The 18,355-nt window shown below is 69.8% G+C and carries 17 protein-coding genes; 11 read left to right on the plus strand and 6 right to left on the minus strand.

All coding sequences use genetic code 11. The features are described 5' to 3' along the window. Positions 1 to 10: 10 nt before the first annotated feature. Positions 11 to 451 carry a CopD family copper resistance protein gene (locus LA521A_RS08805; protein ID WP_281781919.1) on the minus strand — a complete coding sequence of 147 codons (441 nt, stop codon included), beginning with the start codon at positions 449 to 451 and terminating at the stop codon, positions 11 to 13. Between the two features lie 232 nt (positions 452 to 683). Between LA521A_RS08805 and hemN the strand changes: the two genes are divergently transcribed. The 11 genes from hemN (at position 684) to LA521A_RS08860 (ending at position 12,344) form a co-directional block, all read left to right on the plus strand. Beyond that, positions 684 to 2,081, plus strand: coding sequence for an oxygen-independent coproporphyrinogen III oxidase (gene hemN, locus LA521A_RS08810; protein WP_281781920.1), 1,398 nt, complete (start codon positions 684 to 686; stop codon positions 2,079 to 2,081). A 19-nt stretch (positions 2,082 to 2,100) separates the two neighbouring features. Next, positions 2,101 to 2,856, plus strand: coding sequence for a helix-turn-helix domain-containing protein (locus LA521A_RS08815; protein ID WP_115842245.1), 756 nt, complete (start codon positions 2,101 to 2,103; stop codon positions 2,854 to 2,856). A 276-nt stretch (positions 2,857 to 3,132) separates the two neighbouring features. Further along, complete coding sequence (locus tag LA521A_RS08820; RefSeq protein ID WP_281781921.1) at positions 3,133 to 5,406, plus strand: nitric-oxide reductase large subunit; 2,274 nt, start codon at positions 3,133 to 3,135, stop codon at positions 5,404 to 5,406. 306 nt (positions 5,407 to 5,712) lie between these two features. Continuing rightward, on the plus strand, positions 5,713 to 6,942 hold the full coding sequence (locus tag LA521A_RS08825; RefSeq protein WP_281781922.1) for an NnrS family protein: 1,230 nt from the start codon (positions 5,713 to 5,715) through the stop codon (positions 6,940 to 6,942). Positions 6,943 to 6,952: 10 nt separating this feature from the next. Further along, positions 6,953 to 7,348, plus strand: coding sequence for a SirB2 family protein (locus LA521A_RS08830; RefSeq protein ID WP_281781923.1), 396 nt, complete (start codon positions 6,953 to 6,955; stop codon positions 7,346 to 7,348). Positions 7,349 to 7,357: 9 nt separating this feature from the next. Continuing rightward, positions 7,358 to 7,489, plus strand: coding sequence for a hypothetical protein (locus LA521A_RS08835; protein WP_281781924.1), 132 nt, complete (start codon positions 7,358 to 7,360; stop codon positions 7,487 to 7,489). Positions 7,490 to 7,492: 3 nt separating this feature from the next. Continuing rightward, positions 7,493 to 7,750 carry a DUF2249 domain-containing protein gene (locus LA521A_RS08840; protein WP_281781925.1) on the plus strand — a complete coding sequence of 86 codons (258 nt, stop codon included), beginning with the start codon at positions 7,493 to 7,495 and terminating at the stop codon, positions 7,748 to 7,750. Beyond that, positions 7,747 to 9,006, plus strand: a complete 1,260-nt coding sequence (locus tag LA521A_RS08845) for a hypothetical protein (RefSeq protein WP_281781926.1) — start codon at positions 7,747 to 7,749, stop codon at positions 9,004 to 9,006. Before LA521A_RS08840 ends, LA521A_RS08845 begins: the two co-directional genes overlap by 4 nt. A gap of 67 nt (positions 9,007 to 9,073) precedes the next feature. Next, on the plus strand, positions 9,074 to 9,895 hold the full coding sequence (gene ubiT / locus LA521A_RS08850; protein WP_281781927.1) for a ubiquinone anaerobic biosynthesis accessory factor UbiT: 822 nt from the start codon (positions 9,074 to 9,076) through the stop codon (positions 9,893 to 9,895). After that, a complete protein-coding gene (gene nadA / locus LA521A_RS08855; protein ID WP_484504268.1) occupies positions 9,892 to 10,914 on the plus strand; it encodes a quinolinate synthase NadA in 1,023 nt (340 codons plus the stop codon). Before ubiT ends, nadA begins: the two co-directional genes overlap by 4 nt. Further along, positions 10,911 to 12,344, plus strand: coding sequence for an L-aspartate oxidase (locus LA521A_RS08860; RefSeq protein WP_281781928.1), 1,434 nt, complete (start codon positions 10,911 to 10,913; stop codon positions 12,342 to 12,344). Before nadA ends, LA521A_RS08860 begins: the two co-directional genes overlap by 4 nt. A 6-nt stretch (positions 12,345 to 12,350) precedes the next feature. Here LA521A_RS08860 and LA521A_RS08865 read toward each other — a convergent pair whose 3' ends face one another. The 5 genes from LA521A_RS08865 to LA521A_RS08885 all read right to left on the minus strand — a co-directional run bounded on the left by LA521A_RS08865 (position 12,351) and on the right by LA521A_RS08885 (position 18,247). Further along, positions 12,351 to 13,232, minus strand: a complete 882-nt coding sequence (locus tag LA521A_RS08865; protein WP_281781929.1) for a U32 family peptidase — start codon at positions 13,230 to 13,232, stop codon at positions 12,351 to 12,353. Positions 13,233 to 13,244: 12 nt separating this feature from the next. Beyond that, positions 13,245 to 14,243: a ubiquinone anaerobic biosynthesis protein UbiU gene (ubiU, locus tag LA521A_RS08870; protein ID WP_281781930.1), complete on the minus strand. Its 999-nt coding sequence runs from the start codon at positions 14,241 to 14,243 to the stop codon at positions 13,245 to 13,247. A 35-nt stretch (positions 14,244 to 14,278) separates the two neighbouring features. Then, positions 14,279 to 15,790 (minus strand): UbiD family decarboxylase, encoded by a 1,512-nt coding sequence (locus LA521A_RS08875; protein ID WP_281781931.1) that lies wholly within the window; start codon positions 15,788 to 15,790, stop codon positions 14,279 to 14,281. 16 nt (positions 15,791 to 15,806) lie between these two features. Next, positions 15,807 to 16,070, minus strand: a complete 264-nt coding sequence (locus tag LA521A_RS08880) for a hypothetical protein (RefSeq protein WP_115842257.1) — start codon at positions 16,068 to 16,070, stop codon at positions 15,807 to 15,809. Between the two features lie 92 nt (positions 16,071 to 16,162). Continuing rightward, positions 16,163 to 18,247, minus strand: a complete 2,085-nt coding sequence (locus tag LA521A_RS08885; RefSeq protein WP_281781932.1) for a TonB-dependent copper receptor — start codon at positions 18,245 to 18,247, stop codon at positions 16,163 to 16,165. Between the last annotated feature and the right edge of the window lie 108 nt (positions 18,248 to 18,355).

Genomic DNA, 18,355 nt, shown 5'->3' on the forward strand with positions numbered 1-18,355 from the left:
GAAGGGCGGATCACCAGGCGAGATGGAATAGCGCCTTCGCCAGCAGGACGATTGCGACGACGTGCGCGAACACGCTCAGGTGCAGCCGGCGCGACGTGCGTCCGGTCAGTCGGCCAAGGCGCCGCAGCCGCATCGCGCAGACGAAGTGCACGAACACGCTGGTCGCCAGCGCGATCTTGATGCACAGCACGACGCCGAATGCCGAGCGCAGCGGATGCACGAGCAACGCGCGGTACTGCCAGGCCAGCGCAATGCCGGCGAGATAGAGCAGCGCCAGCACCCACGGCATCAGCTGTCGCGCGCGGTGGCCGATGGCGCGTTCGACCTCGGCCATCGCGGCCGGCGGCACCTTGCGTCGCACCGCGTGCATCACCAGCACTTCGAAGAACACCGTGCCGACGAAGACGAAGGCGCACAGCAGGTGGACGACCAGGATCAGGTAATACGGCATCGCGCTTCCCCGTTGCGGTCGCGATGCGCCCGGCGGGCGCGTCCGCGATGGCCGCCAGCATCCGCTCGCCCTGTTCAGCCGGACATGATCCAGGTCAAGCCGGAGGCGAACTCCGGGAGATGCGCGCGCGGCGAGGCCTGTTTTGCGGCCCGGCGGCCGGCGGGGTACAACGCGACGCTTTCCCCTTGACTGAAATCAAGGCGCGGTGCGTCGGCGCGGATACGCTGCGTCCATGGCCACTTCGACCGTCCTCTTCGATCCGCAGCTGCTGGCCCGCTACGACCGCCCGGGGCCGCGCTACACCTCGTACCCGACCGCGCCGCAGTTCCGCGCGGATTTCGGCCCGACGCTGTTGCGCGAGGCAGCCGCGCTCACCAACGGCGACCCGATCCCGCGCCCGCTGTCGCTGTACGTGCACGTGCCGTTCTGCACCAGCCCGTGCTTCTACTGCGGCTGCAACCGCATCATCACGCGCGACAAGGCGCGAGGCGGCGCGTACCTGACGCGGCTCTACCGCGAGATCGGCATGATGTCCGGCCTGTTCGACCGCGACCGCCAGGTGGTGCAGCTGCACTTCGGCGGCGGCACGCCGAACTTCCTCGGCGCCGATCAGATCGCCGAGGTCGTCGACGTCATCGGCAACCACTTCGCCTACGCCGATGCGAACTCGCGCGAGCTGTCGATCGAGCTGGATCCGCGCTTCGTGAGTCCGGACGACATCCGCACGCTGGCGCAGGCGGGCTTCAACCGCGCGAGCCTGGGCGTGCAGGATTTCGACCCCGTCGTGCAGAAGGCGGTGAACCGCATCCAGAGCGTGGAGGAAACGCTCGCCATCATCGACGCCTGCCGCACGCACGGCTTCCGCTCGGTGAACGTGGACCTGATCTACGGCCTGCCGCTGCAGACGCTGGACGGTTTCGACCGCACGCTGGACATCGCGCTGCAGGCGCGACCGGACCGCTTCGCCATCTATTCCTACGCGCACCTGCCCAAGCTGTTCCGGCCGCAGCAGCAGATCCGCGCCGAGGACCTGCCGTCGCCGGAAGCGAAGCTGCAGCTGTTGCAGCGGGCGATCGAGCGCCTGGGCGCCGCCGGCTACGTCTACATCGGCATGGACCACTTCGCGCTGCCCGAGGACGACCTGGCGCGCGCGCAATCGCGCGGCGACCTGCATCGCAATTTCATGGGCTACACCACGTGCGCCGACAGCGACCTGATCGGCCTGGGCGTGAGCGCCATCAGCCACATCGGCCCGACGTTCAGCCAGAACCCGCGCGACCTGCCGAGCTGGGAACGCGCCATCGACGAAGGCCGGCTGCCGGTGTGGCGCGGCATGAACATGGACGACGACGACCTGGTGCGGGCCGACGTGATCCAGCAGTTGATGTGCCTTGGCGAGATCGACGTAGCACAGACCGAGCGTCGGCACATGATGGACTTCCGCGACTATTTCGCACACTCTTGGCCGCAGTTGGAATCGCTGGAACGGGACGGCCTGGTGGAACTGTCTTCACGCGCCATACGGGCCACGCCCCGCGGACGCCTGCTGTTGCGGGTGCTGGCGGCGTGCTTCGACCGTTACCTGGTTCCGCAGGACGGAACCGTGACGCAGTTTTCCAGGACCGTGTGACGTCGCGATCGGGCAGGGCATGAGTTCCGGGATCGTTTTTCCACGCACCGATTCATCGATCATCGCCGACGACGGCGACTCGCTGACCTTCTGTTCCACCTGCGCGTTCTCGCAGGCGTGCCTGTCCGAAGGCATGGACAAGAGCGCGCTGATGGACCTGCACGTGCTGGTCGAGCACGTCGGCCCGCTGCACGCGGGCGAACACGTGTTCCGCGAAGGCGACGCGTTCGGCGCGATCGCCGCGGTGCGCGCAGGCACGGTGAAGACCTACATGCTCGATTCGGACGGACGCGAGCAGGTGCTCGGGTTCCATCTGCCGGGCGAGGTGATCGGGCTCAACGCCGTGCACGACGACCGCTATCCGTGCAACGCGGTGGCGCTCGACACGGTGATGCTGTGCCGGTTCTCGTTCCCGCGCATCGCGATGCTCGCCACGCGGCTGCCGAACCTGCAGCGTCACCTGTTCCGGCTGATGAGCCGCGACATCGGCGTGGCGTCGCTGTTCGCCGGCGATCATTCCGCCGACGAGCGCATGGCGGCCTTCCTGATCGGTTTCTCGCGCCGCCTCGCGCAGCGCGGGTTTTCGCCCAGGCGCTTCCAGCTCACGATGTCGCGCACCGACATCGCCAACTACCTGCGCCAGGCGCCGGAAACCGTGAGCCGCGTGCTGCGCCGGTTCGAGCGCGACGGCCTGGTGTCCATCAAGCAGCGGGACGTCGAGATCCTCGACATGGCGCGGCTTGAGGCGATCGCGCTGACCGTGCTGCGGCACTGACCCGGGTGCGGCCTCCGGCCTTGCCCGGGCTACAAAAGCGGCGGCTGACAGGGCGGTTGTAGCCCGGGTAAGCGAAGCGCACCCGGGGCCCATCAAGGTTTCCAGTCGACGCGACGTGGTCCCGGGTCCGGCCTCCGACCTTACCCGGGCTACGAAAGCGGCCGTCCCGCTCCGATTTCCGCCGACTGCGAAACATTCGCATTGCACTTGACCTGTGTCATGTCGTACGCGGGCACCCCGGCCCGAACATGCCTTCGTTTTCAACGGAGTGCTGACATGAATTCGACCCGAAAGTTGTGGGTGGGGCTGGCGACCCTGCTCATCGCTTCGTTCGCCGTCCTGCTATGGGTCGGCAGCGAAATCCACCGACAGTCGCCACCGATGCCCGAGCGGGTGGTCGGGCCGCATGACGAGCTGATCTTCACCCGCAGCGACATCGAAACCGGCCGCCAGGTGTGGCAGTCGATCGGTGGCCAGCAGCTGGGCTCCATCTGGGGCCACGGCGGCTACGTCGCACCGGACTGGAGCGCCGACTGGCTGCATCGCGAAGCCGAGGCCGTCATGGACGTCTGGGCGAAGCGCGAGGCGGGCGTCGACAGCTACAAGAAGCTGCCGGCCGACGTGCGCGCGTCGTATCAGGCCCGCGTGCAGGCGTTGATGCGGCCCAATACGTACGAGGAAGGCAGCGGCACGATCCGCCTGGATGCCGACCGCGTCGCGGCCATCGCCAACGTCGCGCAGCACTACACCAGCCTGTTCGGCAACGATCCGGCGACCGCTGAACTGCGCGAAGCCTATGCGATGCGCAACGACACGGTTCCCGAGGCCGAACATCGCCGCAAGCTGACCGCGTTCTACTGGTGGACCTCGTGGGCGGCGGTGACGCAGCGCCCGGGTTCGGACATCACCTACACGGCGAACTGGCCGGCGGACGAGCTGGTCGGCAACAAGCCCACCACCGGCGCGTTCGTGTGGACGGTCTTCAGCGTGCTGTTCCTGATCGCCGGCATCGCGCTGCTGGGCTGGCACTACGCGGTGAACCACGGCGAGGAGATCGCGCCGAGCCTGCCCAGGACCGACCCGCTGGCGTCCATCAAGGTCACGCCGTCGATGAAGGCCACCGCCAAGTACTTCTGGGTGGTGATCGCGCTGTTCCTCACGCAGATCCTGCTGGGCGCGATCACCGCCCACTACCAGGTCGAAGGCCAGCAGGCCTACGGCTTCGCGCTCGCCGACGTGCTGCCGTACGCATTGACGCGCACCTGGCACACGCAGCTGGCGGTGTTGTGGATCGCCACCGCGTGGCTCGGCATGGGCCTGTACATCGGGCCGGCGATTTCGGGCCATGAGCCGAAATTCCAGCGCCTGGGCGTCAACCTGCTGTGGGTGTGCCTGCTGGTCATCGTGGTCGGCGCATTCGCCGGACAGTGGCTCGCCGTGATGCAGAAGCTCGGGCTGGAACGCAATTTCTGGTTCGGCCACCAGGGCTGGGAATACGTCGACCTGGGCCGTTTCTGGCAGTGGTTCCTCTTCATCGGGCTCGGGCTGTGGCTGACGCTGGTGGGCCGCTCGCTGTGGCCGGCGATCCGCAATGGCGGCGAGTCGCGTTCCATCGTGGTCCTGCTGTTCCTGTCCACCGTCGCCATCGGCCTGTTCTACGCGGCCGGCCTGATGTGGGGCGAGCACACCTCGCTGTCGATGGTCGAGTACTGGCGCTGGTGGGTCGTGCACCTGTGGGTGGAAGGCTTCTTCGAGGTCTTCGCGGTCGCGGTGATGTCCTTCCTGTTCACGCGCCTGGGCCTGCTGCAGGTGAAGACGGCGACCATCGCGGTGCTGTTCGCGACCATCGTCTTCATGGCCGGCGGCGTGCTCGGCACGCTGCACCATCTGTACTTCACCGGCACGCCGACGGCGGTCATCGCGCTGGGTGCGAGCTTCTCCGCGCTGGAAGTGGTGCCGCTGGCCTACGTCGGCTTCGAGGCCTACCACAGCTACAAGATGGGCAAGGCGACGCCGTGGATGCAGCGTTACCGCTGGCCGATCATGTTCTTCATCGCGGTGGCGTTCTGGAACCTGGTGGGCGCCGGCCTGTTCGGCTTCCTGATCAACCCGCCGCTGTCGCTGTACTACATGCAGGGCCTGAACCTCACCGCGACGCACGGCCACACCGCGCTGTTCGGCGTGTACGGCATGCTCGGCATCGGCCTGATGCTGTTCTGCCTGCGCGGCCTGAAACCCGACGTCGAGTGGAACGAAAAGGTGCTGCGCACCAGCTTCTGGGCACTGAACATCGGCCTGAGCGGCATGGCCGCCTTCACGCTGCTTCCGCTGGGCATCCTGCAACTCAACGCCGCGCTCAAGCACGGTTACTGGTACGCGCGCTCGGCGGAGTTCATGCAGCAGCCGATCGTCGACCTGCTGGTGTGGATGCGCGTTCCGGCGGACACGATCTTCAGCGTCGGCGCCCTCGCGCTGGCCTGGTTCGTCTTCCGCCTCTGGGTGGCGCCGCGGCGAGTGGCGGCCAACGCGGCGGAGCCGGTCCGGGCCTGACCCCGGAAGGGTTTCATCGCTTTCGCCCGGCCGGGTTCGGCCGGGCTTTTTTTTGGGGGGGGCCTCTCCCGGCGGGAGAGTTGGGGTGAGGGGCAACGCAGGGACAGCGCCGCCCTGCCGTTGCATCGCCAAACCGCGCTGGTGCCTTTCGCGCGCCCAGGAGCAGGTGGCTCTCCAGCTTCCGCTGGAATGGCAAATACGTGACAGCCCGGATCCCGGCCTTCGCCGGGATGACGGTTCCTCCGATGACGCATCCGCCTGATCTGCGTCAAGGCGAACGCGGATCGCCGCGCCGACACTCCCCCCATGCTCCAGAAAACCGCCGACACCTCGCTGTCTCCCCGCCGGCTCGCGCATGCGCCGCACCGCCTGATGTTCTTCATCGGCGCGGGCAACGTGCTGCTGGCGATGCTCTGGTGGGCGCTGTGGCTGGTGTCCACGCGATGGCCCGATGCCTTCGCCCTGGCGCCGCCGCCGGTGCCGGCGGGCTGGCTGCACGCGTTCGTGATGCAGTACCTCGTGCTGCCGAGTTTCATCTTCGGCTTCCTGCTCACCACGTTTCCGCGCTGGATGGGGCTGCCGGACCTGTCTCGGTGGCATTACCTGCCGGTCGGCGCGGGGTTGATGGGCGGGCAACTGGCGACCCTGGTCGGCGCGTGCGGCTGGGAAGTCGGCTTCTTCGTCGGTCTGTTGATGGCCGCGGCGGGGTGGACCGCCGGCGTGGTGATCCTGGGTACTCAACTGACGAGGGAAAAAGGCACGACGTGGCACGCGCGCTCGTGCTTCGCCGCGCTGCTGCTGGGCTGGATCGGGCTGCTGTCGTTCGTCGCGTTCGTGCTTGGCGCCTCGCCGATGTGGGCGATGGCGAGCATCAAGCTCGGCACCGTCGGGCTGTTGCTGCCGGTGTACGTGACGGTCGCGCACCGGATGTTCCCGTTCTTCGCCGGCAACGCGGTGCCGGGCTACAAGCCGTGGCGCCCGATGGCGTGGCTGGCGATCGTGTGGGCGCTGCTGCTGGCGCACCTCGTGCTGGAACTCACGCACGCGTACGCGTGGCTGTGGCTCGCCGACGTCCCGCTGCTCGGCGCAAGCGCCTTCGCGCTGTGGCGCTGGTGGCCGCGCGGCCGCATGCCGGGGCTGCTGGCGGTGCTGTTCATCGGCACCGCATGGCTGCCGATCACCTTCGCCCTGTATTCGGCGCAGAGCGTGCTGTACGCGACGACGGGCGTGTTCGAACTCGGGCGCGCGCCGGCGCACGCCATGTTCATCGGCTTCTTCGGCAGCCTGCTGGTGGCGATGGTCACGCGCGTGACGCAGGGGCACTCGGGCCGGCCGCTGGTGATGCCGCCGGTGGCGTGGTTCGCCTTCGTCGCGGTGCAGGGGGTGGCGGCGATGCGCGTCGTCGCCGAACTCGCGCCGGATGCCTACGCATGGCACGTCGCGGCGGCGATCGGCTGGCTCGTGGCCTTCGTCCCGTGGGTTGCGCGGCTGGGCCGCATCTACCTGGCGCCGCGCGCCGACGGCAAGCCGGGCTGAGGACGCTGCGATGATCGAGTTCTATCCGCAGATCAAGCTGGTGCACATCGCGGCGATCGCGTGCAGCGGCGCGCTGTTCTTCCTGCGCGGCGCCTCCGCGCTGGCGGGCATGCGCTGGCCGATGGCCGCGCCGGTGCGCTACCTCAGCTACACCATCGACACCGTGCTGCTCACCGCCGCGATGATGCTGCTGACCATCCTGCCGGGCGCGTTGTTCGCCAACGGCTGGCTGCTGGTGAAGGTGGCGCTGGTGGTCGCCTACGTCGTGCTCGGCATCCTCGCGATGCGGTCGCGGCGCACCGGTATGCGCGTCGCGATGTTCGTCCTGGCGTTGCTGACGTACGCGCAGATCTATGCGATCGCGCGTGCGCACCATCCGCTGGGCGCGCTGTATTTGTGGACATGAGAAACCGCCATGGGCAACACGCTCGAACATTTCGATCCGGCGTCCGAGGGATTCGCACTAGTCGCCGAATCGCTGGAAGCCGCCGGCGTATCGCTTGAGCCGGCCACGCATCCCGACACCGACGACACATTGCCGGATTGATGCATGCGCGAGGCGACCGCCACGCTGGACCTGCGCCACCTGGCGCCGCCGGGACCGATGGAACGCATCCTCGCGGCCGTCGAGACGCTGGCGCCCGGCGACTACCTCGACGCACTGACGCCGCTGTATCCGTCGCCATTGCTGGCGATCCTGCAGGCGGACGGTTTCGACACGCAGGTCGTGGCGATCGATGACGGTTTCCGCGTGCGCATCGCCCGCGCGGCGTACGACGAACAGGGCAGGGGTTGCGGCGGCACGTGAGCGGACTGGCCATCTCCGAGGCCCCGCCCGCGAACGTGCCGCTGCGTTTTCTGATCGCCTCCGTCCTGTGGGGCATCGTCGCCGGCGGCTGGATCGCGTGGCATGGCGACACGGGCCTGGCGTCGCGCTGGACGCCCGCGACGGTCGTGCTCGTGCATCTGCTGGTGCTCGGCGTGATCGGCAACGCGATGCTCGGCGCGCTCACGCAATTCCTGCCGGTCGCGGCGCGCAGCCGCCTGAGCTCGGCGCCCGCGGTGCCCGTGCTGCACGCGTGCTTCAACGTGGGCCTGGCGGTGTTCGCCTTCGCCATGACGACGATGGCGACCGCGCTGTTGCCGCTGGCAGCCGCGCTGCTCGGCGTTCCGCTGGTCGGGTTTGCCGGGATGGCGTGCCTTGCGTTGTGGCGCGGCGCGGGTGCGCGCTGGCTGCGCGGCGGCATCGGCATGTCGATGTGCGCGCTCGCGGTCACGGCGATGCTTGGCGTGGTCGCGCTGCTCACGCTCGCCGGGCGCTTGCCGTTCGATCTCGCCGCACTCGTCGATGTGCACGCGTCGGTCGGTACCGTCGGCGCGGTCCTCGTGCTGATCGCGGCGATAGGCGCGGTCACGCTGCCGATGTTGCAGGGCACGCGCAGCCCGGCGCCATGGTGGTTGCCGGCGTGGTCGTGCGCGATCGCACTGGGCCTGATCGCCGGCGCGTGGCAGCGCGCCCGCGGCTTTGGCGACGTGCTCATCGGGACCATCACGATCACGACCGGCGCGCTCGCCGGCGCATCGCTGTGGTTGCAGGCGCGGGCGCGGCTGCGGCGCAATCCGACGCTCGCGCGGTTCTGGACGCTAGGCATGTCGGCGCTGCTCGCTGCGGCCGCCTGCCTGACCTTGCCGCTTCCTCCGGACATCGATCGCGCGATGCTCGTCGGGACGCTCGCGCTGGCGATCGGGTTCCCGTTCGTCGTCGTCGGCATGATGCTGGAGATCGTCGGCTTCCTCGCCTGGATCCACCTGCGCGGCATGGTGCCGCGCGGACGCCAGGTTCCCGGCGTCGGCAGGTTGATGCCCGAGGGCGACAAGCGCGTCGTGTTCGCCGCGCACGTGGTGTCGGCCGTGGCCGTATTGCTGGCGATGACCCTGCATGAGGGGCACGCCGCCGCCGGATTCGCGTACGCATCGGCATGGTTCGCCACGGCGATGGCGCTGGTGCGTTGCGGACTGCGCGTGCGACGCGAGCGAAAGACGCCGGGAAGCGCGCCGGCTTGACCTGCGTCAATGGCGCGGGAGGCGTGCGTCCCTAGCATCTGCCGTCGATCACACGGGAAGGGGCCACATGATCCGCATCGCCTCGGCGCCGCACGTAGCGCGTTTCGCGCTGCACGGCGCACGCATCGGCATCGACCGCGTCGACGACGCGATGATCGTGCTCCTCGCCGCGCGCCGGCGACTGGTGGCCGCGGTGGCGCCGGCCAAGCGCGCGCTCAACGTCCCGGTTCGCGACATCGTGCGCGAAGCGCAGGTGCACGAACGCGCGCGTAGGCTCGCCGGCCGGCTCAATCTTCCGCTCGCGTCGGCGGATCACCTGATGCAAACGCTGGTCGGCGACGCCTGCCAGCAGCAGGCCAATGAGGGCGCGACGACACAACCCGAACGCGCGCCGCGTTCGCCGCTGCGGCTGCTCCCGCCGCCGCGCTACTGGCGGCTGCCGCTGTCGCTGGTGCCGGCGTCCGTGCGCGACGCGATCGCCGTACGCGTGCTGTCCAGGGCCCTGGCCGATTCGCTCGATGCCGACGATCTCTCCGTCGTCGCGCATCGGCGACTCGGCATCGAGGTGACCGACCTGCATCTGCGCTGGGTCCTCGAACTGCGCGACGGTCGGCTGCATCGGACGAGCGGGCCCGCCGAATCCATCGTGCACGGCACCGCGACCGACCTGCTGCTGCTCAGCAGCCGGCAGGAGGACGCGGACACGTTGTTCTTCCAGCGCCGGTTGAAGCTCACCGGCGACGTGGAACTCGGCCTGACCGTGCGCAACCTGCTCGACCGCCTGCCTTGGGACACGCTGCCGCTCGCGGTCCGCATCCCGTTGCATCGCGTCGCGCGCACGCTGCGCGACGCCCGTGCGGCGCACCTCGCGACAGGCGCCGCATCGTGAACGCGTCCGACGCGATGCCGTACTGGCATCCGGACCTCGAAACGCGCCATGCGGCGCTGGTCGAAACCCTCGCGCCGCTGATGCCGTGCATCGAGGTGACGATGCACCTGCCGTGGGTCGACGCGATCGCGCACCTGAAGAAATCGCGCGGCGCGGTGATCATGGCGCACAGCTACCAGTCGCCGGAAATCTTCCACGGCGTGGCCGACGTCACCGGCGATTCGCTGGCGCTCGCGCAGGCCGCGGCGACCTGCGACGCCGACACCATCGTGCTGTGCGGCGTCCATTTCATGGCCGAAACGGCGAAGATCCTCGCGCCGCATCGCACCGTGCTGATTCCCGACCTGGAAGCCGGCTGCTCGCTCGCGGCGTCGATCACCGCCGACGACGTGCGTGCGCTGCGTGCGCGGCATCCGGGCGCGCCGGTGGTCACCTACGTCAACACGTCCGCCGCCGTGAAGGCCGAATCCGACGCGTGCTGCACCTCGGCCAACGCCGTGCAGGTGGTGCGCGCGATAGGCGCGGACAAGGTGATCTTCCTGCCGGACCGCTTCCTCGGCGCGCACGTCGCCTCGCAGGTGGACGACGTCGAGCTGGTGCTGTGGGACGGCCGCTGCGAAGTGCACGAGACCTTCACCGTGCAGCAGGCGCGGCACGCGCGCGAACGCTTCGACGCGGCGCTCGTCGCGCATCCCGAATGCCCGCCGGACGTGCAGGCGGAAGCCGATTTTGTCGGTTCCACTACGGCGATGGGCGCATGGCTGGAGAAGGCCCGGCCGCAGCGCGTGGCGCTGATCACCGAATGCTCGATGGCCGACAACCTGCGCGTGCGCTTTCCCGACGTCGAGTTCATCAAGCCGTGCAATCTGTGCCCGCACATGAAGCGCATCACGCTGCCGAGCATCCACGCGTGCCTGAAGGAACTGCGACACGAGGTGACGGTGCCGCCCGACGTGGCCGCCCGTGCACGCCGGGCGCTGCAACGCATGCTCGACATCGGCCGGGCGGAACGCGTGTGACGCGGCCCGCGACGCCGCCCGTCGTCGTGGTCGGCGCTGGCGTCGCGGGCCTGAGCGTCGCGCTGTCGGCGGCGCCGCGCGAGGTGGTCCTGCTCGACCCCGGCGAGGCGGGCAGCAGCCGGCTCGCGCAGGGCGGCATCGCCGCCGCGCTGGCGGCGGGCGACAGCGTGCGTGCGCACGTCGCCGACACCTTGCAGGCCGGCGCATTCCACAACGACGAAGCCCTCGCGTGGTCCGTCGTCGGTGCCGCGCCGGATGCCGTCGCGTGGCTGCAGATCATGGGCGTGGCGTTCGATCGCGACGATCACGGGCTGCAGCTCGGGCGCGAAGGCGGGCACGGCGCGCACCGCATCGTGCATGCCGGCGGCGATCGCACCGGCGAGCGTGTCGTCGCCGCACTGCAGGGCCGCGCCGCGCGCGCCGGGCACGTGGAATGGCGTACCGGCGTGCAGGTCGACGGGCTGCTGCTGCGCGGGCGCAACGTCGCCGGCGTGCAGGTGCGCAGCGCCGATGGGCGCGTGGAGACGATCGAAGCGGGTGCGGTCGTGCTCGCGACCGGCGGGCTCGGCGCGCTGTTCCAGCGCACTACGAATGCCGACACGACCAGCGGTTCCGGCCTGGCGCTCGCGATGGCGGCCGGCGCGCGCACGCGCGACCTGGAATTCGTGCAGTTCCATCCCACCGCGTTCGACGGCGATGCCGATGGCGACGGCGCGCGGCTGCCGCTGATCACCGAAGCGCTGCGTGGCGCGGGCGCAAGCTTGCTCGATCACCGCAGTCGTTCGCTGATGCGCGGCCATCACCCGCTCGGCGACCTGGCACCGCGCGACGTGGTGTCGCGCCGCGTGTGGGATGCGCGCCGCGACGGGCCGGTGTGGGTCGATGCGACGGGGCTTCGCAGCGGCTGGGAACGGGCGTTCCCGACCGTCGTCGAGACCTGCCGCGCGCGCGGCGTGGACCCGCACACGCAGCCGATCCCGATCACCGCCGCCGCGCATTTCCACATGGGCGGCGTCGCGACCGATCCGCTCGGGCGCACGTCGCTGCCGAATCTCCATGCCGTCGGCGAAGTCGCCTGCAACGGGCTGCACGGCGCGAACCGGCTCGCAAGCAATTCGCTGCTGGAGGCCGTCGTGTGCGGGCGGTGGCTCGGCGCGCACCTGCGGCTGGCGCCGAGCCGCACGTCGCGCGATGCGTTCCGCACCGTGGAACTGGGCGACGGCCTGGAAGACGGCGCGCTCGCCGCATTGCGACGCCGCCTCTGGGACGCCGCGGGCCCCGTGCGCACGCGCGCGGCGTTGTCCGCCGCCGCGCGCGAGATGAAGGCGATGGCGGCGTCGGGCTGGCATGCGCGCGTGGCGCACGCGGTGCTGCATGCCGCGCTGCTGCGGCCGGCGAGCCTCGGCGCGCACTGGCGCGCGGACGCCTGACGCGGGTCAGGCGCGCGCGGCCACGCCGCTCATTCCCGGATCGCCATGCCAGTAGCCGTTACGCTGCCCGATCGGCGCGACCGGCGTTTGCGCGGCGAGCGCTTCGACGAAATGTCCGATCACCGCCTGCATGCCGTCGGCCTGCGGATACAGCCGCAGCAGATCCACGCGCAGATCGCGCAAGGCGGGCAGTTCCGGGCTGAGGTCGGTGACTTCCTCGCCCTGCACCTGGATGCCGTTGATGCGCAGGAACGGGCGGCCTTCGCGCGTGGACAGCGGCAGGCCGTCGGGATGTTCGATGCAGCGGAAGCCGCACTGGTCCTTGCCCACGTCCAGCGCACGCGCGGTGAAGCAGCGCGCCGAGTACGACAACGGCAGGCGGCCCCACGCGACGACTTCCACCTGCGGTCGCGCCACGCCCTCGGCATCGAGCGCGCACAGCAGTTCGTCGATGAGCACGCGCCCCTGTTCGACGCCCGGCACCCAGCGACGCAGGCCGTCGCGCATCAGCATCGCCAGCGCCGCGTGGTTGTAGACGTTGAGGCTCGGCCCGGCGACGAAGGGCACGCCGCGTTCGCGGCACAGCTGCACGGCGGACAGGTCGTTCGCTTCGATCCAGAAACGGCCGTGATCGACCAGTCGTTGCAGCGCGCCGAGTTCCGACTCGGCCTCGATCAACGCCAGCGACGACAGCACGACGCCGCGATCGGCCGCGGCGAGTTCCTCCGCGAGCGCGATCCAGTCGCGTGTGCGCAGCTCGCGCCGCTTGCTGCAGACGGTTTCGCCCAGGTAGATCGTGTGCAGCGGCCAATGCGCGGCTTCGCGATAGAAGGCCAGCGTGCGTTCGCGCGGCCAGAAATACTGCAGTGGGCCCAACGTCAGTTGCATGTCGATCGCACCTCAGTGCCACGCGCGGTGGTAGGGGCCGAGCGTGGTCTGGTGACCTTCGGCGTGGGAGGACAACGTGGATTGCCACTGCGCCTGTGGCGTCCACTCGGCCGGCGCGTCGCGATGGCGATCCAGCGCCGCGCGCCAGGTGCGCGTGACGGCGTCGACGTACGCCGCGCCGCGCTGGCGGCCTTCGATCTTCAGCGCCGCGACGCCGGCCTGCGCGAGGCGCGGGATGAGTTCGAGCGTGTTGAGGCTGGTGGGTTCTTCCAGCGCGTGGAAGACCTCGCCGCCGACGCCGTAGCGGCCCTTGCAGACGGTCGGGTACGCGGCCGGTTCCTCCGGTTCGAAGCGGTCGATCAGCACGTCGTTGAGCCGCACGCTGCGCGTGCCGCCGGCGTGCTCTTCCCATCGCACGAACTTCGCCGGCGAACATACGCCGTGGCGGTTCGGCGAGGCGCCGGTAACGTAACTGGACAGCTGGCAGCGGCCTTCGACCATGATGCACAGGCTGCCGAACGCGAACACTTCCAGCGGGACCGGCGCGGTTTGGCAGAGGCGTTCGACCTGCTGCACGGACAGCACGCGCGGCAGCACCGCGCGCGCGATGCCGAAGCGTTCGTGCGCATAGCGCAGCGCCGGCGCGGTCGTCGCCGAGCCCTGCACGGACAGGTGCCGGGGCAGCGCAGGATGGTTGCGGCATGCGTAGTCGAGCACCGCCATTTCGGCGGCGATGATCGCGTCCACGCCCAGCTCCGCCGCGGTGTCCACCGCGCGATGCCAGTGCGACAGGCGTGCGCTGTCGGGGTAGGTGTTCAGGGCGACGTAGACGCTGCGCCCGCGTGCCCGCGCATACGCGATGCCCTGGCGGATTTCCGCGTCGCTGAAGTTCAGGCCGGGGAATGCGCGGGCGTTGGTCTGGTCGCGGAAGCCGAGATAGACCGCGTCGGCGCCGGCATCGATGGCCGCGCATAACGCCGGCAGGTTGCCGGCGGGGCAGACGAGTTGCATGTGAACTCCAGTAGCGGGAAGAGGGAAGCGGCGCGTCACGACAGCGCCGCATCGCCCCCGTAATCGCCCTCGTCGCTGCGCGCGCGGCCGATCCGCTCCCAGATCGCATCGACGCGGCGCTCCACGCGCGGATCCAGCGTGATCGGCCGGCCCCATTCGCGATCGCTTTCGCCGGCCCACTTGCGCGTGGCGTCCAGCCCGAGTTTGGAACCCAGGCCCGAACTCGGGCTGGCGAAATCCAGGTAGTCGATGGGCGTGTTCTCGATCAGCACGCTGTCGCGCGCCGGGTCCACGCGCGTGGAGATCGCCCAGATCACCGCGCCCCAGTCGCGCACGTCGATGTCCTCGTCGGTCACGATCACGAACTTGGTGTACGTGAACTGGCGCAGGTACGACCACACGCCGAGCATCACGCGCCGCGCGTGGCCCGCGTACTGCTTGCGGATGCTGACCACCGCGACGCGGTACGAGCAGGCTTCCGGCGGCAGGTAGAAGTCGACGATCTCCGGGAACACGCGCCGCAGGATCGGCACAAAGATGTCGTTCAGCGCCATCGACAGCACCGAGGGTTCGTCGAACGGCGCGCGCCCCATGTAGCTGCCGTGGTAGATCGCGTTGCGCCGCAGCCGCATGCGTTCGACCGTCAGCACGGGGAACGGCGCCTGCACGTTGTAGTAGCCGGTGTGGTCGCCGAAGGGGCCTTCCAGCGCGGTGTCGCCGGGGTGGATGAAGCCTTCCAGCAGGATTTCCGCACCGGCGGGCGCGTCGAGCCCGGTCAGGTCGCTGTGCCACAGGCGCGTGCGTGCGCCGCGCAGCAGGCCGGCGAATTCGTATTCGGAGAGCGTGTCCGGCACCGGCGCGACCGCGGCGAGCATCGTCGCGGGGTCGGCGCCGATCGCCACCAGCACCGGGAAGGGGCGATCCGGATGCATCGCCTGCCAGCTCGCATGATCCTGCGCGCCGCCGCGGTGCGCGAGCCAGCGCATGATCACGCGGTTCCGCGCGATCGGCTGCTGCCGGTAGATCGCGACGTTCTGACGCTCCTGCCGCGTGCCGCGCGTGATCACCAGGCCGAAGGTGATCAGGCGATCCACGTCCTCCGGCCAGCAGCGCTGGATGGGCAGCCGCCGCAGGTCGATGTCGGCGCCTTCGAGCACTTCTTCGTTGAAGGGCGCATCGTGCTCGCGTTTCGGCGCCACGTGCGCGAGCTGGGCCAGTTCCGGCCAGGTGGCGAGCGCGCCGCGCAGGCTCGACGGCCAGCGCGGTTCCTTGATCGCCGCCAGCAGTTCACCGAGTTCGCGCAGCGACGCGACCGGACGGTCGCCCATCGCCAGTTCGATGCGCGAGCGGTGCCCGAACAGGTTGCCCAGCAGCGCGTGCGTCGAGCCGGTGGCGTTGTGCATCAGCAGCGCCGGGCCCTGCGCGCGCAGGGCACGCAGGCTCAGCGCGGTGCTTTCCAGTTCCGGGTCGATGGGCGCATCGATCTCGAGCAGTTGCCCGCGTGCGCGCAGGCGCTCCAGGAACTGGCGCAGGTCGTGGAAACTCATCGGCGTGCCGCGGCGATCAGCCGCAACCGCAACCGCCGCAGCATCCGCCGCTGGAATGCGGATCGTCGCGATCGTCCAGCGACGCGCGCCTTGGCGCCGCATCCACGCCCAGGCCGCCGAGGATCGCGATGACTTCCAGCTCGTCCAGGATGGTCGATACGCTCAGTTGCCCGCCGTCGTCCCCGATGCGGACTTCGGCATCGGGGTCGAATTCGCGCAGTGCGCGGGTGAGTTGCCCTTCGCGCTCGGTGAGCGGTTGCGGGTTGTGCACGGCGATCATCGTCGGGGTTCTCTGCAGGTCGGGTGCTCAGGCTAGGGCCCGACCCGCGTGCCTGCCCTTGACCGAAGTCAAGGGCGATGCACTTGGCGCGCTCAGAACCTGTAGTTGAGCTTCACCCACGCGCTGCGGCCGGGCTCGTTGATGCGCACCGGATCGGCGGGGTAGCCGAAGGCGCTGTTGCCGGCGAGGTTGAGGTGCTCGGCGTAGGTGCGGTCGAACACGTTGTCGATGCCGGCGGCGAGCTGCAGCGTCTGCGTGAAGCGGTAGCCGCCGTTGAGCGAGAACACCGCGAAGCCCGGCGTTGGCGCGAGGTCCTGGCCGACGACGTTGCCGTAACCGGGGCTCACGCGATCCTGCGAGGCCGCCACGCGGAGCAGGGCGCCGACCGACCAGCGCTTGTTGTCGTAGGCCGCGTTGAGGCGCGCTTCCAGCGGCGGCGTCTGCGGCATCGCGCCGACGTGGTCGATGTCGCCCCACGCATAAGCGAGGCTGCCGCCGAGCTTCCATTCGCCGGTCGGGCGGAACTCGACGCCGACTTCGCCGCCGTGCGTGCGCGCATCGACATTGGTGGCGCGCGTGGTCGCGCCCATCATCCCTTCGGAATACTCGAACAGGATGTAGTCCTGGATGCGTCCGGCGTACAGCGACGCCCACGCGTCCCAGCGGCCTTCGCGGTAATGCATGCCGATGTCCAGTTGCGTGGTGCGCTCGGGTTCGATGCCGGCGAAGGCGTTGACCGAACCGGCAGGCCCCAGCGTCGGGGAGAACAGCTCCCAGTAGTCGGGCATGCGCTGGACGTGGCCGAGGCCGAGGTGCCACATCGTCGCCGAACCTTCCGGCTGGATTTCCCAGCGCACCAGGCCCGAGGGCAACGTCTCGCGGCGCGTCGTGCCCTGCGTCGGATTCGGCCGCGGCATCATGCTGCCGGTCGTGGCGCGTTCGTCCTGCACGGACGCACGATCGATGCGAAGCCCGCCGACGAGCCGCTGCCGCGGCGCGAGGTTCCAGCCCAGTTCGGCGAACACGCCGAGGTTGTCCGAACGCGCGTCGGTCGTCCACGGCTGCGCGAGGTACGCATCGCGGCCCATCGCGTTGCGCTTGCGATGGCGGTTGTCGCGCGCGTCCAGGCCGGCGTCGAGGTTCCACCCGTCGGTGCTCCACGCGAACGCGAGGCGCCCGCCCTGCGTGCGCTGCGCGACGTTGCTCGCCATCGGCATCGGCATGCTGCTGCCGGCGTCGGGCGCGCGCAGCGTGTAGTTGTCCATGACGTGGTCGACGTCGTTGTAGTACAGCCGCGCTTCGACCTTGTCGAAGGCGCCGTCGAAATTGCGCCGTTCCGCGCGCAGGCCGTAACTAGTGCGTTCGAACTGCGAGCCGTCCATGCCGCGGCCGGCGTAGCGCGCCTCGCCGTCGCCGCGGCCGGCGCTCGCTTCGACCAGCGAATCGGCATCGGGCGTCCAGCCGAAGGCGACGTCGGCGTTCCACTTCTTCCATGCCGACGGCACGACGTTGCCGTCGCCGTCGTCGTAGTCGTCGGACTGCGAGCGGTTCGCGGTGACGCGCGCATACGCGCTGGCGTTGCCGAACGCGGTATCGACCACCTGGTCGTCGCGTCCGAAGCTGCCGAAGGTGGCACTCGCATTGAGCTGCATGCCGGGCGCATCGAAGAAGGGGATGTCGCGTTCGAACCGCACCGTGCCGGCCGAGGCGCCCGGGCCCCACAGCACGGTCTGCGGCCCCTTGACGACTTCCAGGCGGTCGTAGGTTTCCGGCGACACGTACGACAGCGAGTTGTCCATGCGGGCCGGGCACGCGCCCTGCATGTGGCCGCCGTCGGTCATCAGGTTCAGGCGCGAACCGAACATGCCGCGAAGCACGGGGTCGCCATTGGTGCCGCCGCTGCGGATCAGCGAGAACCCCGGCACCGTCTTGAGGTAGTCGGCGCCGTCGCTCGCGGGCACCGGCTGGCGCGGCAGCTTGGTGTCGGTGACGAAGGTCATCGCGAGCGTGGGCGTCACGTCGGTCACGACCAGCGTGTCGAGCGTGACCACGCCGTCGTGGTGCGCCGCGCCGTCGGCCGCCGCGCAGGTGCCCGCGATCAGCAGCGACAGGGCGACGCACAGCGGGCGTGCGGCGGGGATGCGATCGCGAGGGCGGAACGCGGGAAGGCGGGTCATGGGAGTCACCGGGATCGTTTCGGGGAATTCGCCGGCGACCCGCGCCGGGTCGCCTGTTGCAGCGAAGTCTCCGCGCGCGGCAAGGCTTCAAAAATGATCCGGATCAAA

The organism is Lysobacter auxotrophicus (genome assembly GCF_027924565.1).
In the GTDB taxonomy this organism is placed as follows: Bacteria; Pseudomonadota; Gammaproteobacteria; order Xanthomonadales; family Xanthomonadaceae; genus Lysobacter_J; species Lysobacter_J auxotrophicus.